Source organism: Streptococcus fermentans, assembly GCF_040888305.1.
Taxonomy (GTDB): domain Bacteria; phylum Bacillota; class Bacilli; order Lactobacillales; family Streptococcaceae; genus Streptococcus; species Streptococcus fermentans.
Window position 1 is genome coordinate 23189 of record NZ_JBFNFG010000003.1, and the last position, 14638, is coordinate 37826.

13 protein-coding genes are annotated in these 14638 nt (G+C 41.3%); 8 read left to right on the forward strand and 5 right to left on the reverse strand.

Features of this window, described 5'->3' with window-relative positions; translation table 11 throughout:
• Nucleotides 1–3 precede the first annotated feature (3 nt).
• Together AB2B50_RS04115 and AB2B50_RS04120 are read left to right on the forward strand one after the other, a co-directional pair.
• Nucleotides 4–543 (forward strand): 5-formyltetrahydrofolate cyclo-ligase, encoded by a 540-nt coding sequence (locus AB2B50_RS04115; RefSeq protein ID WP_320692593.1) that lies wholly within the window; start codon nt 4–6, stop codon nt 541–543.
• A complete protein-coding gene (locus AB2B50_RS04120) occupies nt 527–1201 on the forward strand; it encodes a rhomboid family intramembrane serine protease (RefSeq protein ID WP_320692594.1) in 675 nt (224 codons plus the stop codon). The genes AB2B50_RS04115 and AB2B50_RS04120 overlap by 17 nt, the downstream gene beginning before the upstream one ends.
• A 77-nt stretch (nt 1202–1278) precedes the next feature.
• Here AB2B50_RS04120 and AB2B50_RS04125 read toward each other — a convergent pair whose 3' ends face one another.
• The 5 genes from AB2B50_RS04125 to AB2B50_RS04145 form a co-directional block, all read right to left on the reverse strand.
• Nucleotides 1279–2658 (reverse strand): glycoside hydrolase family 1 protein, encoded by a 1380-nt coding sequence (locus AB2B50_RS04125; RefSeq protein WP_320692595.1) that lies wholly within the window; start codon nt 2656–2658, stop codon nt 1279–1281.
• Between the two features lie 110 nt (nt 2659–2768).
• Entirely contained in the window at nt 2769–4622 is a 1854-nt protein-coding gene (locus AB2B50_RS04130) for a proline--tRNA ligase (protein ID WP_320692596.1), read from the reverse strand.
• Between the two features lie 17 nt (nt 4623–4639).
• Nucleotides 4640–5896: an RIP metalloprotease RseP gene (gene rseP, locus AB2B50_RS04135; protein ID WP_320692597.1), complete on the reverse strand. Its 1257-nt coding sequence runs from the start codon at nt 5894–5896 to the stop codon at nt 4640–4642.
• A gap of 21 nt (nt 5897–5917) precedes the next feature.
• Nucleotides 5918–6721 (reverse strand): phosphatidate cytidylyltransferase, encoded by an 804-nt coding sequence (locus AB2B50_RS04140; protein ID WP_320692598.1) that lies wholly within the window; start codon nt 6719–6721, stop codon nt 5918–5920.
• 8 nt (nt 6722–6729) lie between these two features.
• Nucleotides 6730–7482 carry an isoprenyl transferase gene (locus AB2B50_RS04145; RefSeq protein WP_320692599.1) on the reverse strand — a complete coding sequence of 251 codons (753 nt, stop codon included), beginning with the start codon at nt 7480–7482 and terminating at the stop codon, nt 6730–6732.
• A 204-nt stretch (nt 7483–7686) separates the two neighbouring features.
• Between AB2B50_RS04145 and AB2B50_RS04150 the strand changes: the two genes are divergently transcribed.
• The 6 genes from AB2B50_RS04150 (at nt 7687) to AB2B50_RS04175 (ending at nt 14634) form a co-directional block, all read left to right on the forward strand.
• The gene (locus AB2B50_RS04150) at nt 7687–8082 is read left to right on the forward strand and encodes a helix-hairpin-helix domain-containing protein (RefSeq protein ID WP_320692600.1); all 396 of its coding nucleotides are present in this window, start codon (nt 7687–7689) and stop codon (nt 8080–8082) included.
• A gap of 372 nt (nt 8083–8454) precedes the next feature.
• The gene (locus AB2B50_RS04155; protein WP_320692601.1) at nt 8455–9033 is read left to right on the forward strand and encodes a flavin reductase family protein; all 579 of its coding nucleotides are present in this window, start codon (nt 8455–8457) and stop codon (nt 9031–9033) included.
• Nucleotides 9020–9583: a GNAT family N-acetyltransferase gene (locus AB2B50_RS04160; RefSeq protein ID WP_320692602.1), complete on the forward strand. Its 564-nt coding sequence runs from the start codon at nt 9020–9022 to the stop codon at nt 9581–9583. The genes AB2B50_RS04155 and AB2B50_RS04160 overlap by 14 nt, the downstream gene beginning before the upstream one ends.
• A gap of 12 nt (nt 9584–9595) precedes the next feature.
• Nucleotides 9596–10669, forward strand: a complete 1074-nt coding sequence (locus AB2B50_RS04165) for a hypothetical protein (RefSeq protein ID WP_320692603.1) — start codon at nt 9596–9598, stop codon at nt 10667–10669.
• 43 nt (nt 10670–10712) lie between these two features.
• Entirely contained in the window at nt 10713–13364 is a 2652-nt protein-coding gene (locus AB2B50_RS04170; RefSeq protein ID WP_320692604.1) for a valine--tRNA ligase, read from the forward strand.
• Nucleotides 13365–13392: 28 nt separating this feature from the next.
• Nucleotides 13393–14634: a DUF262 domain-containing protein gene (locus AB2B50_RS04175; RefSeq protein ID WP_320692605.1), complete on the forward strand. Its 1242-nt coding sequence runs from the start codon at nt 13393–13395 to the stop codon at nt 14632–14634.
• The last annotated feature ends 4 nt before the right edge of the window (nt 14635–14638 follow it).

Consider the following 14638-nt stretch of genomic DNA (forward strand, 5'->3'; position numbering starts at 1 on the left):
ACAATGAAAAAAGCCCTACGCAAGCAGGTCTTGCAAGAACTCAAATCTCTATCAGCCGAAGAAAAGGAAGTCATGGACGCTTGGTTGACTGAGCAACTACTTCTACATCCCTTCTACAAGGAAGCAAAAGCCATCGCCACTTACCTGTCTTTTCCTCATGAATTTCAGACAGCTAGACTCATTGAACAAGCTCAAAAAGATGGGAAAACCATCCTCATTCCCAAAACTTATCCACAAGGGAAAATGGACTTTGTGCTCTATGAACCAGAGAAACTCGAAAGAAATTCTTTTGGACTTTTTGAACCTCAAGGAGACTTCACAATCCTTGAACCCTCTCAGATTGATTTGATTCATGTTCCTGGTTTGGCTTTCAATCCTTCTGCTTATCGGATTGGCTACGGTGGTGGTTATTACGATCGCTACTTGGAGCATTTCCCAGGTCCTACTATTAGTACGATTTATCCATGTCAGATTCAGAATTTTCAACCTGAGCACTACGATATTCCTGTTGAGGAGGTACTCATCTATGAAAGAAATTTTTGATCGTCGGTATCCTGTCACGAGCTTCTTTCTTCTCGTGTCAAGCCTGGTTTTTATACTCATGTTTTTAACCAGTGGTTTTAACTACACAAGTGCAGCCACCTTGTATAAATTCGGAGCTGTTTACCCCCCAGCAATCAAGGCCATGCCTGAACAAGTCTGGCGCTTATTCTCGGCAACCTTTATCCATATTGGCTTGGAGCACTTTTTAGTCAATATGCTATCCCTCTACTTCTTAGGACGTCAGATGGAACAAATCTTTGGCTCTAAACAGTTTTTCTTTATCTACCTTCTATCAGGTATGATGGGAAATCTCTTTGTCCTAGTTTTTAGTCCCAATGCCATTACTGCAGGTGCTTCAACTGCCCTCTACGGTATGTTCGCTTCTATTGTCGTTCTCCGTTATGCCTCACGCAACCCCTATCTTCAACAGCTTGGTCAATCCTACCTCTCCCTCTTGGTCATCAACCTAGTAGGAAGTATTTTAATGCCTGGCATCAGCCTTGCTGGACATGTCGGGGGAGCTGCCGGTGGTGCATTACTAGCTATCGTCTTCCCAGTTCTAGGCGAACGGAAGATTTACAGCCCAGGCCAACGTGGTCTAGCAATCCTAGCCTTCATCACTTTATCAGCCTTGCTGCTTTTTATCGGATTACTTTAAGACAAAGAAAAACCATTGGAATCTCTCTCAGAGAGCTGTATTTCCAATGGTTTTTTTGAATCTATTTGATAAGTAGCTTAAAATCCATTATTGTCACTGAGTTCTTTGAACCAGTGGCCTGATTTTTTCAGACGGCGTTCTTGCGTTTCTAGGTCAAGTTCGACTAAACCATAACGGTTCTTATAGCTATTGAGCCATGACCAGCAGTCGATAAAGGTCCAGATCAAGTAACCTTTACAGTTAGCACCGTCTTCAATGGCGCGATGAAGTTCACGAAGGTGACCTTTGACAAAGTCAATGCGATAGTCGTCTTGAATCATACCGTTTTCACGGAATTTGTCTTCGCCTTCGACACCCATTCCATTTTCGGTCAACATCCACTCGATATTACCATAGTTTTCCTTAATGTTTTGAGCGATATGATAAATCCCTTGCTCATAGATTTCCCAACCGCGGTGAGGATTGATCTTACGACCTGGCATAACGTAAGGTTCGTAAAAATGTTCTGGCAAGAGTGGACTATCAGGGTGCTTAGCAAAACGTGGCGCCATGACACGCAAAGGTTGGTAATAGTTCACTCCTAGGAAGTCTACTGTATGTTGGCGAATGAGGTCCAACTCCTCAGCTGTAGAATCTGGTAGCAAATCATGCTCAGCTAAAATCTCCACCAAGTCTTCTGGATAAGTTCCCAAGACAGATGGATCTAGGAAAGATTGAGCTTGGAAGAGATCGGCTATACGAGCAGCTTTGACATCCGCAGGATGCTGACTACGTGGATAAGCTGGTGTCAAGTTGAGGACAATTCCAATCTTAGAATCAGGCAAAACCTCATGACAAGCCTTAACCGCAAGACTACTAGCCAGTTGAGTGTTATAAGCTACCTGAACCGCAGCTTTGGCATCCACCTTATGTGGATAATGGGCATCATAGAAATAGCCAAACTCTACAGGAACGATAGGCTCATTGAAGGTAATCCACTGGTCAACCAAGTCACCATAATTCTCAAAACAGAAACGCGCATAGTCTTCATAAGCCTTAATAGTTGCCTTATTTTCCCAACCATCCCCATCTTCTTGAAGGGCAAAAGGCAGGTCAAAGTGATAAAGGTTGACTAAAAGACGGATTCCCTTGGCCTTAATAGTTTCAAAGACCTGACGGTAAAAAGCCACACCTTGAGGATTGACCTCTCCACGACCCTGTGGGAAAATACGAGACCACTGGATTGAAGTCCGAAAGGCTGTATGACCTGTTTCTAACAAAAGTTCGATATCCTGCTCCCAGTTTTCATAAAAGGTCGATGTCTTATCTGGTCCAATCCCATTATAATAGCGATTTGGTTCCACTTGAAACCAATAATCCCAGAGATTATCTCCCTTTCCGTCACCAGGCACTCGCCCTTCTGTCTGTGGCCCAGAAGTTGAGGAACCCCAGACAAAATCCTTTGGAAATTTTAGCATAGCTCTACCTCTTTATTTACTCTTTTTATCTTTATTTTATCTCATTATAAAGAAAAAACAAGGCAAAAACTAGTTACATTTTTGTCTTGTTTTTCTTCTGATTATAGATTTTATTTGTTTGTTAGGATTTCAAGAGTTTCAAGCAAGTTATCTGCATGAACTTCGATTGTATCTCCTGTCGCCTTAATCTTGACTTCTACGATACCATCAGCTGCTTTCTTCCCAACAGTGATACGGATTGGAAGACCAATCAAGTCGCTATCGCTAAATTTAACACCGACACGTTCGTTACGGTCATCTGTCAAAACTTCGTAACCTTTGTTGACCAAGGCTTCTTCGATACGATCTGTCAATGCAAGGCTTGCTTCATCCTTGACATTAACTGGAATCAAGTGCACATCAAATGGCGCTAATTCTTTAGGGAAATTGATTCCCCAAGCGTAACGGTATTCACCTTTTGGAGTTTTGTTGACAAAGAGGCGAGCGTGTTGCTCCATAACTGCTGAAAGGAGACGACTAACACCGATACCATAGCAACCCATGATAATTGGCACAGCACGACCATTTTCATCCAAGACACCTGCACCCATACTTGCTGAGTAGCGAGTCCCAAGTTTGAAAATGTGACCAATTTCAATCCCACGCGCAAAGTTGAGCACACCTTGTCCATCTGGAGAGATTTCACCCTCACGAACTTCACGGATATCGACATACTCAGCAGTGAAATCACGACCTGGGTTGACACCAGTCAAGTGGTAACCATCTTCGTTAGCACCTACAACAGCATTGCGGCTATCTTGGACCTTGCGATCTGCGATAATCTTGACATTTTCTGGAAGATCGACTGGGCCAAGTGAACCAAAGTCCGCTCCCAACAATTCTTTCACTTCTGCCTCAGTTGCAGGTTCCAAGAAGTCTGCTCCAAGGTAGTTTTTCAACTTAACTTCATTGAGTTGGTCATTGCCGACAAGTAGAGCCACAACTGGCTCTTCGTCTGCGATATAAACCAAGGTCTTGATTGTTTGCTCTTCAGAGATATTCAAGAAGGCTGCGACTTCATCAATTGATTTGACACCTGGTGTTTCCACACGAGCCACTTCTTCTTCAGTCACAACACGATTGCTTGATTTGTAGGCGTTGGTTGCCATTTCCAAGTTGGCTGCATAGCTTGATTCACTTGAGTAGGCAATGGTATCTTCACCAGAAACCATCCATTTGAGCAATTCTGCCTTGATTTCTTTCTGTACATCTACGGGAATCTCATCAAATGATGCGACAGACTTGTCTAATACCACCCAACGGTCAAGGTCTGTACGAGCAGGTGTGATGGCCATAAATTCTTGACTATCCTTACCACCCATGGCTCCACCGTCACCGATGATGGCTTTAAAGTCCAAGCCACTACGAGTGAAAATACGCTCGTAAGCCGCCTTGTACTCATCATAGGTAACATCCAAACTATCGTAGTTAGCGTGGAAGCTATAACCATCTTTCATGATGAACTCACGCGTACGAAGAAGTCCATTCCGTGGACGTTTTTCATCACGGTACTTAGGTTGAATTTGGTACAAGTTCAGTGGTAATTGCTTGTAAGACTTGACAGAATCACGGACAATAGCTGTAAAAGTTTCTTCGTGAGTTGGCCCCAAGATGAAGTCTGACTTCTCACGGTTTTTCAATTTGTACAAGTCTTCCCCGTAGGTTTCATAACGACCAGATTCACGCCAAAGATCTGCACTGAGAAGGGCTGGAGCCAACATCTCAACAGCACCCATCTTGTCAAACTCTTGACGCATAATATTCTTGGCTTTTTCGATTACACGGTTGGCAAGTGGCAGGTAAGAGTAGACTCCTGCTGATACTTGACGAACATATCCAGCACGCAACATAAGGGCGTGGCTGATAACTTGAGCATCGCTTGGCATTTCGCGAAGCGTTGGGATAAGCATTTTACTTTGTTTCATAATGACTCCTCTAATTCTTAAAAGAAGGTTCGCATGATGTCATTCCAAGTTACGGCGATCATCAAAACGACCATAATGACAACTCCGACCAGAGTGACATAGGTTTCAATTTCTTGTTTTAGTGGTTTGCGACGGATAGCTTCTAGGATATTGAGCACGATTTTTCCACCGTCGAGCGCAGGGATCGGAATCAAGTTGAAGATACCGATATTGATGGAAATCATAGCCAAAAAGAACAAGACGTTTTCAAGACCATTCTTAGCAGCATCGCTACTTGCCTTAAAGATAGCAACGGGACCGCCAAGCTTATTCAAATCAGGTTGGAAGATCAAGCTTTTCAAAGCATTGAGAATGCGCAAGGCTGAATCAGCTGCACTTGTAAATCCGCCCATAAACATGGACCAGATATCTGATTTGAGTCTTGGCTGAACACCCAGAATATAACGACCTTGACTTTCTTCAGGTGCCACACTCACTTGTTTTTCAGTTCCACTCTCAGCAATAGTCACATCCAAAACGGGCGCTGTTTTGTCCTTGGTTTCTGCATCGACAGCCTGAATCAAATCTGCCCAGTTTGAAATCTCGTGACTGCCGACCTTAGTAATTTGGGCCGTATTTTCAACACCAACCTTAGCCAAAGCACTATCTGGAATAATACTGAAGTTATTCGTTTGCGTATCACGAACACCGCCTTGCATGAAAATCAAGATCCAAAAGACGATAACTCCTAGGATAAAATTATTCATAGGACCAGCAAAGTTGGTGATCATTTTACCCCAGACAGTCGCATTTTGATATTGGACATCTAAGGGAGCGATACGAACTTCCGTTCCATCTGCTTCCACAATGGTCGCATCATGATCAACTGAGAAGGTCTTCTCTTCTTCCAAGACCAAGCCTCTAATAAAGAGTTTGTCCTCAAAATCAAACTGAGTGACCTGCATAGGCAGAGCTGTCTGGTCAACCTTTTTACCAGAGAGATTGATACGCTTGACCTTGCCATCCGCTGCCAGTGTTAAGCTCGCGGGAGTTCCAGTCTTGATTTCTGTCGTATCTTCACCCCAACCTGCCATGCGAACGTACCCACCAAGTGGCAGGAGACGAATGGTATAGGCAGTCCCATCTTTTCCGATATGAGCAAAGATCTTGGGGCCCATCCCGATGGCAAACTCACGAACCAAAATCCCAGACTTTTTAGCAAAGTAAAAATGCCCAAACTCGTGTACAACCACGATAATTCCAAAGACCAGGATAAATGTTAGTAATCCTATCATTTAATTTCTGTTCACCTTTCCTTAAAATAAGCCAAAGAGGTGCATAATAGGGAAAACTACTAGCATACAGTCAAAACGATCCAGTACCCCACCATGACCAGGGATAAATTTGCCTGAGTCTTTGACTCCAAAATGACGCTTCATAGCACTTTCGATTAAATCACCCAACTGACCTGCTAGACTAAAGAAGATAGCAAAAACCATCATTTTGTAAATCCCATATGGTAAAGCAACGGTACTATCGACTAGCATAAAGATGAGAGTCGCTAGCATAGCAGCCAAGATACCCCCTATAGCACCTTCTATGGTCTTGTTAGGCGATACTCTCGGAGCAAGCTTTCTCTTGCCAAGCTTCATCCCCACCAGATAGGCACCGCTATCTGTTGCCCAAACCAAACAAAGTCCCAAAAGGGCCTTATCTAAGCCTGCAATTCGAGCATCAACCAAGGCATTAAAGCCGAAGCCAACGTAGAAACTCATGGCAATCGGAAAAACAGCATCCTCAATGATGTAGTTCTTGCTGAAGACTGTCGCTCCTAGCATGATGAGGATCACAACTCCATAGGCTACAACATTCCCATCTACAGGTAAAAACTTCCAGTAGTTTTCCAAAGGCACGGTCAGAGCAAAGGTCGCCAGTAAAGTCAAGAGACCTTCAGGCGTCATGGTGTTCAAGCCCTTCATGCGAAGTAACTCATGTACTCCCAACATAGCCACAAGTCCCATAGCAATCTGTAACCATAGACCACCGAGGATCAAGATTGGTATAAAGATAGCCAAGGCCAAGATAGCAAAGAGCGTTCTCTTTTGTAAATCCTTTATCATAATAACTCCTATACTCCTCCAAAGCGACGGTTGCGACGATTGTACTCAACGATAGCCTCTTTTAAGGCTTCCTCGTCAAAGTCAGGCCACAAAACGTCCGTGAAATAAAGCTCGCTATAGGCAGCCTGCCAGGGCAAGAAGTTACTCAAACGAAGCTCCCCACTGGTTCGAATAATCAAGTCAGGATCCCGCAAGACTTTTGGCAAATGCCCCGTAAAGAGGTATTCCCCAATCAACTCCTCGGTAATATCACCAGGATTGATCTTAGCATCTAAAACATCCTGCGCTATCAACTTGACTGCTTGTGTAATCTCAGCTCGTCCACCATAATTGAGCGCAAAATTGAGAATCAAACCTGTATTTAGCTTGGTCAGCTCCTCTGCTTTTTTCAAAGCATCAAAGGTCTCTTTAGGTAAACGATCAGTCTCCCCAATCATCTGAATCTTCATGTTCTTTTGATGCAATTCAGGGACATATTTGTCATAAAACTCAACTGGTAGGTTCATGATAAATTTGACTTCTTGGTCTGGACGAGTCCAGTTTTCAGTGGAAAAAGCGTAAACCGTCAAAGCCTTAACCCCCATATCACTAGCTGCGATTGCTACCTTTTTCAAAGCATCCATCCCAGCTTTATGTCCAAAGACACGTGGCTGCATCCGTTTTTTGGCCCAACGTCCATTACCATCCATGATAACACCGATGTGGGCAGGCACCATTTCTGGTGTTTCTGTTACTTTATCTTTTTTTAAAAATCCAAACATGATTGTATTCCTATTCAAAAATCTATCGTTTCATTATACCATATTTTTCACTTTTCTTCTATCATCTTCTCTTATTCTAAGGCGGAATTCGCCATATTTCTAAGATTACAAACCTTGCATTTCCTAAAGAAAGTTGATACAATAAACGTATAAAGATTAAATCCTTGTTCAGTCACAGGGATTTTTTATTGAAAGGATTTTATGATGTCAAAAAAACTACAACGTAAAAAACAATTAAGAAACAGCCTTCGTCGTTCAGGTGTATTTTCAAATGCTGTAAACAAGGTTGTCGAAGAAACAAAGAAAGTCGTTAAACATGCAGAACATGCAGCAAGCGAAGCTGGAAAAGCTGTCTCTAAGCAAGTAGAAAAAGCTGTAGAAGCAACTAAAGAGCAAGCCCACAAGGTTACGACTTCTGTTGAAGAGTTCGCAGCTAACCTAGACGGACTTCCACTTGACCGTGCTAAAACTTTCTACGATGAAGGGATCAAGTCTGCTGCTGACTTCAAAAACTGGACAGAGAAAGAACTCCTTGCCTTGAAAGGAATCGGTCCAGCTACAATCAAGAAATTAAAAGAAAACGGCATCAAGTTCAAGTAATCTTTCTTGTCCCTTGCATTTCCGTGAAAAACTTGTTAAAATAAAGCCATTAGAGGTGTTTTGAATCCCACATTATACAGAAAGTGGCGGTGCTGAGAAGTCCACAAATGTGTCAAAGCTGGTTGCTAATGAGATGAAAAATTGAAATATTAGAATAGTCTTTTTGCTTCCGTTTAGGACTAGGCAGCGAGTTGCAGGCTGTACTCAAGTAGGCCAAAGCGAACTAAGCCGTCATAACAAAAGAGAAACAAGAAGATTAAAGATGCGGGCATGGCCCGAAATTGGGTGGTACCGCGGATAAACACATTCGTCCCTGTCAGATTGATGGCAGGGGCGATTTTTCTTTTACACCCCTAGCCAAAGGAGGTTGTCATGAAACAATCTTTTAACACCAGCAAGCTCTACTATGGTTTTCCTATCTTCATCTTGGGATATCAGGACAAGAACTTTGGGCACAATATCACGACCTGCAGTTCCTCTTATAGCCTGGGAGATTGGCTGGTCATCGGTGTTGGCGCTGAGGAAAATGCGGCTGACCAGATTAAGCATTATCAACAGTTTACCGTAAACATCCCTGATGAAAACTTCATGCTCGAAATGGAGCAGGCTGGTTTTATCAGCCATCGGGAAAAGTTAAAACACCTAGGGCTTGACTACGAGATTTCTGTACGGACTCAGGCCCCTATTTTAGAGGCATGTCCAGTCGTATTGGACTGTCAGGTAGATCGGATTATCGAGGAAGATGGCATCTGCCATATCTTTGCCAAGATTCTCGAGCGACTGGCTGATCCAGAGCTCTTGGACGATAAAGAGCATTTTAAAAATGACCGCTTTGCCCCAACTTACTTTATGGGGGACGGTCATCAACGCGTTTACCGTTATCTGGATGACCGAGTCAATCCCATGGGGAGCTTCATTAAGAAAGCGAGGAAGAAGGATGACAAGAACTGAATTGCCAGAACAAATCGAAACGGAGCGTCTGGTCTTACGAGTCCGTACCGTGGCGGATGCCGAGGTTATCTTTGACTATGCTAGTCGTCCAGAGGTTTCTTACCCAGCAGGTTTTCCACCCGTCAAGACCTTGGAAGACGAGATTTATTATCTAGAGCACATCCTTCCTGAGCGCAACGAAAAAGAAAATCTCCCAGCAGGCTACGGAATTGTCGTTAAAGGAACCGATACAATCATTGGTTCTGTCGATTTCCCCCGTCGCTACGAAGACGATGTATTGGAGATTGGCTATATCTTGCACCCAGACTATTGGGGGCGCGGTTATGTGCCTGAAGCGGCGCGTGCCTTGATTGATTTATCTTTTAAAGAATTGAACCTACATAAGATTGAGCTGACTTGTTTTGGTTACAACCTTCAAAGTCAACGAGTCGCTGAGAAACTTGGTTTCACTCTTGAAGCTCGCATAAGAGACCGCAAAGATGCCCAAGGCAATCGTTGTGACAGTCTGATATATGGCTTGCTGAGGAGTGAGTGGGGGAAACTTTGTTAGGGGGGAATCATAATGGAAATTGATGGAATTTTTACAATAGTAGTTGGAGTTGCTGCACTTCTAAGTCCAATCATTGTAGCAGTACAAACTTCGAAACAAACAAAAAAAGAATTAATTATAAATTCAAGATTTGAATGGATAAAAAGTACAAAAATAATTCTTGATGATTATATCAAAAAGTTACATGAGTATAGTGTCTCAGAAAAAGTTGATTTAAATTTAATAAATGAATCTATTGAGTTAAAGACAAAATTAGAATTACAATTTAAACCTTATGAAATTAGAGCAAAAAATTTTGAAATTAACGATAGTCCTACTGATTATGAGAACTTTAAAAATATAAAAAAATTTATAGATGAGACATACAAAAATACTAGAAGAATAATGAATAATGATGATTTAGAAGCTTTACTATTGGATTTTTTAAATATTTCACAAATAATTTTAGAAGAATCTTATAAAAATAAAGTAATTTATAAAGAGGAGATTAATTTTCTTATAGATGAAATCGTCCTATTACAAATAGGTATTCAAAAAAATGAGTGGGATAGAATTAATTTGATTGAAAAATCTTTTTTAAATAATTTTTTTGAAGAGTTGAAGAATAAATATATAAAAATAATAAATAAAAGAGTTAAGAATTATACAGTAGTTACATTAAAAAATGTCAATCATGTGATAGAGGTTTATATTAAAAAATCTAAAAATAATCTCGAAACTGAAAAAATGGAAGCTACTAAAAATGAAAGAAAAATTCCCGTATGTACCCAGGAAAAAGTTCTTTCAAGAGATGGTTTTGACTTCACTTTTATTAAAGGTGTTGATACTGTTCCCAGATATATGAATAGAAAACTTACAGAAATGAAGGATAATGATTTTGAGTTTAAAGAATTATATGGGAAAAGAGGGCATAAGTATCTTGTGAAATCTACAACTGAAGATGCAAGTGAGGGTTTTTCTCGTTTCCGAGACTTCATTGATAAAAATGGGGATAAATGGTTCTATGATGTCAATTTAACACCGGATGAGTCAGAAGTTGTTATACAAAATATATTTAATAAAAATGAAGTTTTAATCAATCAATAAATGATAAAAATTATTATGCTAAAAAATATAAAGGAGAACACACATGTCTAAAGAACTTTCACCTAAATACAATCCAGCCGAGGTTGAGGCTGGTCGTTACCAAAAATGGCTTGATGCCGATGTTTTCAAGCCTTCAGGAGATCAGAAGGCTAAGCCTTATTCGATCGTGATTCCACCACCAAACGTTACAGGGAAACTTCACCTTGGTCACGCTTGGGACACAACTCTTCAAGATATCATCATCCGTCAAAAACGCATGCAAGGTTTCGACACCCTTTGGCTTCCTGGGATGGACCACGCTGGTATTGCCACTCAAGCTAAGGTTGAGGAGCGCTTGCGTGGTGAGGGCATTAGCCGTTATGACCTCGGTCGTGAAAAATTCCTCGATAAGGTTTGGGAATGGAAAGACGAATATGCCACTACCATCAAGGAACAATGGGGCAAGATGGGGCTCTCTGTAGACTACTCTCGTGAGCGTTTTACTCTTGACGAAGGTTTGTCAAAAGCCGTTCGCAAGGTCTTTGTGGACCTTTACAAGAAAGGCTGGATCTACCGTGGTGAGTTTATCATCAACTGGGACCCAGCGGCTCGCACTGCCCTTTCTGATATCGAGGTGATCCACAAGGATGTCGAAGGTGCCTTCTACCACATGAACTACATGCTGGAAGATGGTTCACGCGCTCTTGAAGTGGCGACAACTCGTCCTGAGACCATGTTTGGGGACGTTGCTGTTGCGGTCAATCCAGAAGACCCACGCTACAAGGACTTGATCGGCAAACACGTCGTCCTTCCAATCGCTAATAAACTCATCCCAATCGTTGGGGATGAGCACGCAGATCCTGAGTTTGGTACTGGTGTCGTGAAAATCACGCCTGCCCACGATCCAAATGACTTCTTGGTTGGTCAACGCCATAACTTGCCACAAGTTAATGTCATGAACGACGACGGAACTATGAACGACTTGGCCTTCGAATTTGCAGGTATGGACCGTTTTGAAGCTCGTAAGGCAGTCGTTGCTAAATTGGAAGAAATCGGTGCCCTTGTCAAAATCGAAAAACGTGTCCACAGTGTTGGTCACTCAGAGCGTACAGGTGTAGTGGTTGAACCACGCTTGTCTACGCAATGGTTCGTTAAGATGGACCAATTGGCTAAAAATGCGATTGCCAACCAAGACACAGAGGACAAGGTAGAATTCTACCCACCTCGTTTCAACGATACCTTCCTCCAATGGATGGAAAATGTTCATGACTGGGTTATCTCTCGTCAGCTCTGGTGGGGTCACCAAATCCCTGCTTGGTACAATGCTGAGGGTGAAATGTACGTCGGTGAAGAAGCTCCAGAAGGGGACGGATGGACTCAGGACGAAGACGTCTTGGATACTTGGTTCAGTTCTGCCCTTTGGCCATTCTCAACCATGGGCTGGCCTGATGTCGACTCAGAAGACTTCAAACGTTACTTCCCAACTTCAACCTTGGTAACAGGTTATGACATTATCTTCTTCTGGGTGTCTCGTATGATCTTCCAATCCTTGGAATTCACTGGTCGTCAACCATTCCAAAACGTCCTGATCCACGGCCTTATCCGTGATGAGCAAGGACGCAAGATGTCTAAGTCACTCGGTAACGGGATTGACCCAATGGATGTTATCGAGAAATACGGTGCCGATGCCCTTCGCTGGTTCCTTTCAAACGGTTCTGCACCAGGTCAAGACGTGCGCTTCTCTTATGAGAAAATGGATGCTTCATGGAACTTCATCAACAAGATCTGGAACATCTCTCGCTACATCCTCATGAATAATGAAGGCTTGACCCTTGAGCAAGCTACTGCCAATGTGGAAAAAGTTGTCAACAAGGAAGCTGGAAATGTCACAGACCGCTGGATTCTTCACAACCTCAATGAAACTATCGGAAAAGCAACTGCCAACTTTGATAAGTTTGAGTTTGGTGTCGCTGGACACATCCTTTACAACTTCATCTGGGATGAGTTTGCGGACTGGTACGTTGAATTGACCAAGGAAGTCCTTTATAGCGATAACGAAGAAGAGAAAGTCATCACACGTTCTGTTCTCCTTTACACTTTAGACAAGATCCTTCGTCTCCTCCACCCAATCATGCCATTCGTGACAGAGGAAATCTTTGGACAAATCTCAGAAGGCTCTATCGTTACAGCAGCATACCCAACTGTCAACCCAGCCTTTGAAGATCTCGCTGCTCACACTGGTGTCGAAAGCCTCAAAGACTTGATCCGTGCTGTTCGTAATGCGCGTGCGGAAGTAAACGTAGCACCAAGCAAGCCTATCACGATTCTTGTTAAGACTAGCGATAGCGACTTGGAAGCCTTCTTTAACAGCAATGTCAACTACATCAAACGCTTCACAAATCCAGAACACTTGGAAATCGCATCAAACATCCCTGCACCTGAACTCGCTATGTCAAGCGTCATCACAGGAGCAGAAATCTACTTGCCACTCGCTGACCTACTCAACGTCGAAGAAGAACTGGCTCGTCTCGACAAGGAACTGGCTAAATGGCAAAAAGAACTGGATATGGTTGGTAAGAAGCTCTCTAACGATCGCTTCGTAGCCAATGCCAAACCAGAAGTCGTCCAAAAAGAACGCGACAAACAAGCCGACTACCAAGCCAAATACGACGCGACCGTAGCGCGTATTGATGAGATGAAGAAACTCGTGAAATAAAATTTATTGAAAATAAAGGAAATATAGCATGTCAAATATATTAGAAAAATATAGTGAAGAAGATTTGATTGATGTTATCGAAAATGATAAGATCGATCTTGACCGCGAAGAGGAAATTTCTGATGAGATTGAGACTCCATCAGGTAGAAAATTATATATAGATAAAGTGGATAAGTCTACTTCAGATATTATAAGAATGATTACAGAAGGCGAATTAATCTTGCAACCTGATTATCAGAGAAAATTTGTATGGAACGAAAAGACACAATCTCAGTTTATAGAATCTTTGTTACTTTCAATTCCTATTCCGACAATATTTTTAGCAGAAAACGATGATGATACACTTGAAGTAATAGATGGTCAACAAAGATTAACTACAGTTTACTCTTTTTATAAATCTATATTAAGTGAAGATGAATTAAAAAGAAATTCAGTTAAAGATAAACAGTTAGACGAAATACAACCATTGAAATTATCTGGTTTAAACACTTTGAACAATCTTAATAAAAAAACATTATACGAAATGGATGAAAAAATCCAGAGACGTTTTAAAAATGTCTCTTTACCTATGGTTATTATCCAAAAAGATTCATCAGAAGATATTAAATACGATGTATTTTCTAGAATTAATCAAGGGTCAATAAAGCTAAATGGTCAAGAGCTTTTAAATGTTATGTATCGTGGAAAATTATTGTATGCTTTAAATACTATTTGTGAAAGTAGTGAGGTTGATAATATTTTTGGTAATAGACCTATTTTAAAAAAGAGATTTGGGTATAATGAAATTTTATTGAGAGCGTTTGTTATTAATGATTTTATTGACAATGACTGGAATCTTAGAACGGTACCTGTTCGTAATGAAAAATCACTTGAGAAAAAAGAGCGAAAATATGGTGGAAGATTGAATACGTCCATAATTGAATTTTTAAAAGAATTTAGAAATGATGAAGAAAAATGTGATGAATTGAAGACTTTTATTAATGATTCTATACGAAAAGTACAAATTGTTTTTAATGACGATGCTTTCAAGCGCATAGATAACAATGATTCTTCAACAAGTATCAATAAAACTATTGCTGAGTTACAATTAGTAAGTTTGTCAAGATTTTCTGAAAGTACTATTCTTGAACAAAAAGAACTAATAAGAGAATCTTTTAAGAAATTCCTTTCAGATAATACCGAGATTTTTCTCAGAGCAACAAATAATACCGAAAATGTAAAAAGAAGGTATAATTGGGGGAAAGTCTTGTCTTCTATATTAGAGGGTTAATTAA

What these genes read in the sequence shown, in the direction of transcription:
- AB2B50_RS04160 (WP_320692602.1), top strand. Translation starts at nt 9,020, where the DNA reads ATGACAAGAACTGAATTGCCAGAACAAATCGAAACGGAGCGTCTGGTC.
- AB2B50_RS04175 (WP_320692605.1), top strand. Translation starts at nt 13,393, where the DNA reads ATGTCAAATATATTAGAAAAATATAGTGAAGAAGATTTGATTGATGTT.
- AB2B50_RS04120 (WP_320692594.1), top strand. Translation starts at nt 527, where the DNA reads ATGAAAGAAATTTTTGATCGTCGGTATCCTGTCACGAGCTTCTTTCTT.
- AB2B50_RS04150 (WP_320692600.1), top strand. Translation starts at nt 7,687, where the DNA reads ATGTCAAAAAAACTACAACGTAAAAAACAATTAAGAAACAGCCTTCGT.
- AB2B50_RS04130 (WP_320692596.1), bottom strand. Translation starts at nt 4,622, where the DNA reads ATGAAACAAAGTAAAATGCTTATCCCAACGCTTCGCGAAATGCCAAGC.
- AB2B50_RS04115 (WP_320692593.1), top strand. Translation starts at nt 4, where the DNA reads ATGAAAAAAGCCCTACGCAAGCAGGTCTTGCAAGAACTCAAATCTCTA.
- AB2B50_RS04165 (WP_320692603.1), top strand. Translation starts at nt 9,596, where the DNA reads ATGGAAATTGATGGAATTTTTACAATAGTAGTTGGAGTTGCTGCACTT.
- AB2B50_RS04140 (WP_320692598.1), bottom strand. Translation starts at nt 6,721, where the DNA reads ATGATAAAGGATTTACAAAAGAGAACGCTCTTTGCTATCTTGGCCTTG.
- AB2B50_RS04170 (WP_320692604.1), top strand. Translation starts at nt 10,713, where the DNA reads ATGTCTAAAGAACTTTCACCTAAATACAATCCAGCCGAGGTTGAGGCT.
- rseP (WP_320692597.1), bottom strand. Translation starts at nt 5,896, where the DNA reads ATGATAGGATTACTAACATTTATCCTGGTCTTTGGAATTATCGTGGTT.
- AB2B50_RS04155 (WP_320692601.1), top strand. Translation starts at nt 8,455, where the DNA reads ATGAAACAATCTTTTAACACCAGCAAGCTCTACTATGGTTTTCCTATC.
- AB2B50_RS04125 (WP_320692595.1), bottom strand. Translation starts at nt 2,658, where the DNA reads ATGCTAAAATTTCCAAAGGATTTTGTCTGGGGTTCCTCAACTTCTGGG.
- AB2B50_RS04145 (WP_320692599.1), bottom strand. Translation starts at nt 7,482, where the DNA reads ATGTTTGGATTTTTAAAAAAAGATAAAGTAACAGAAACACCAGAAATG.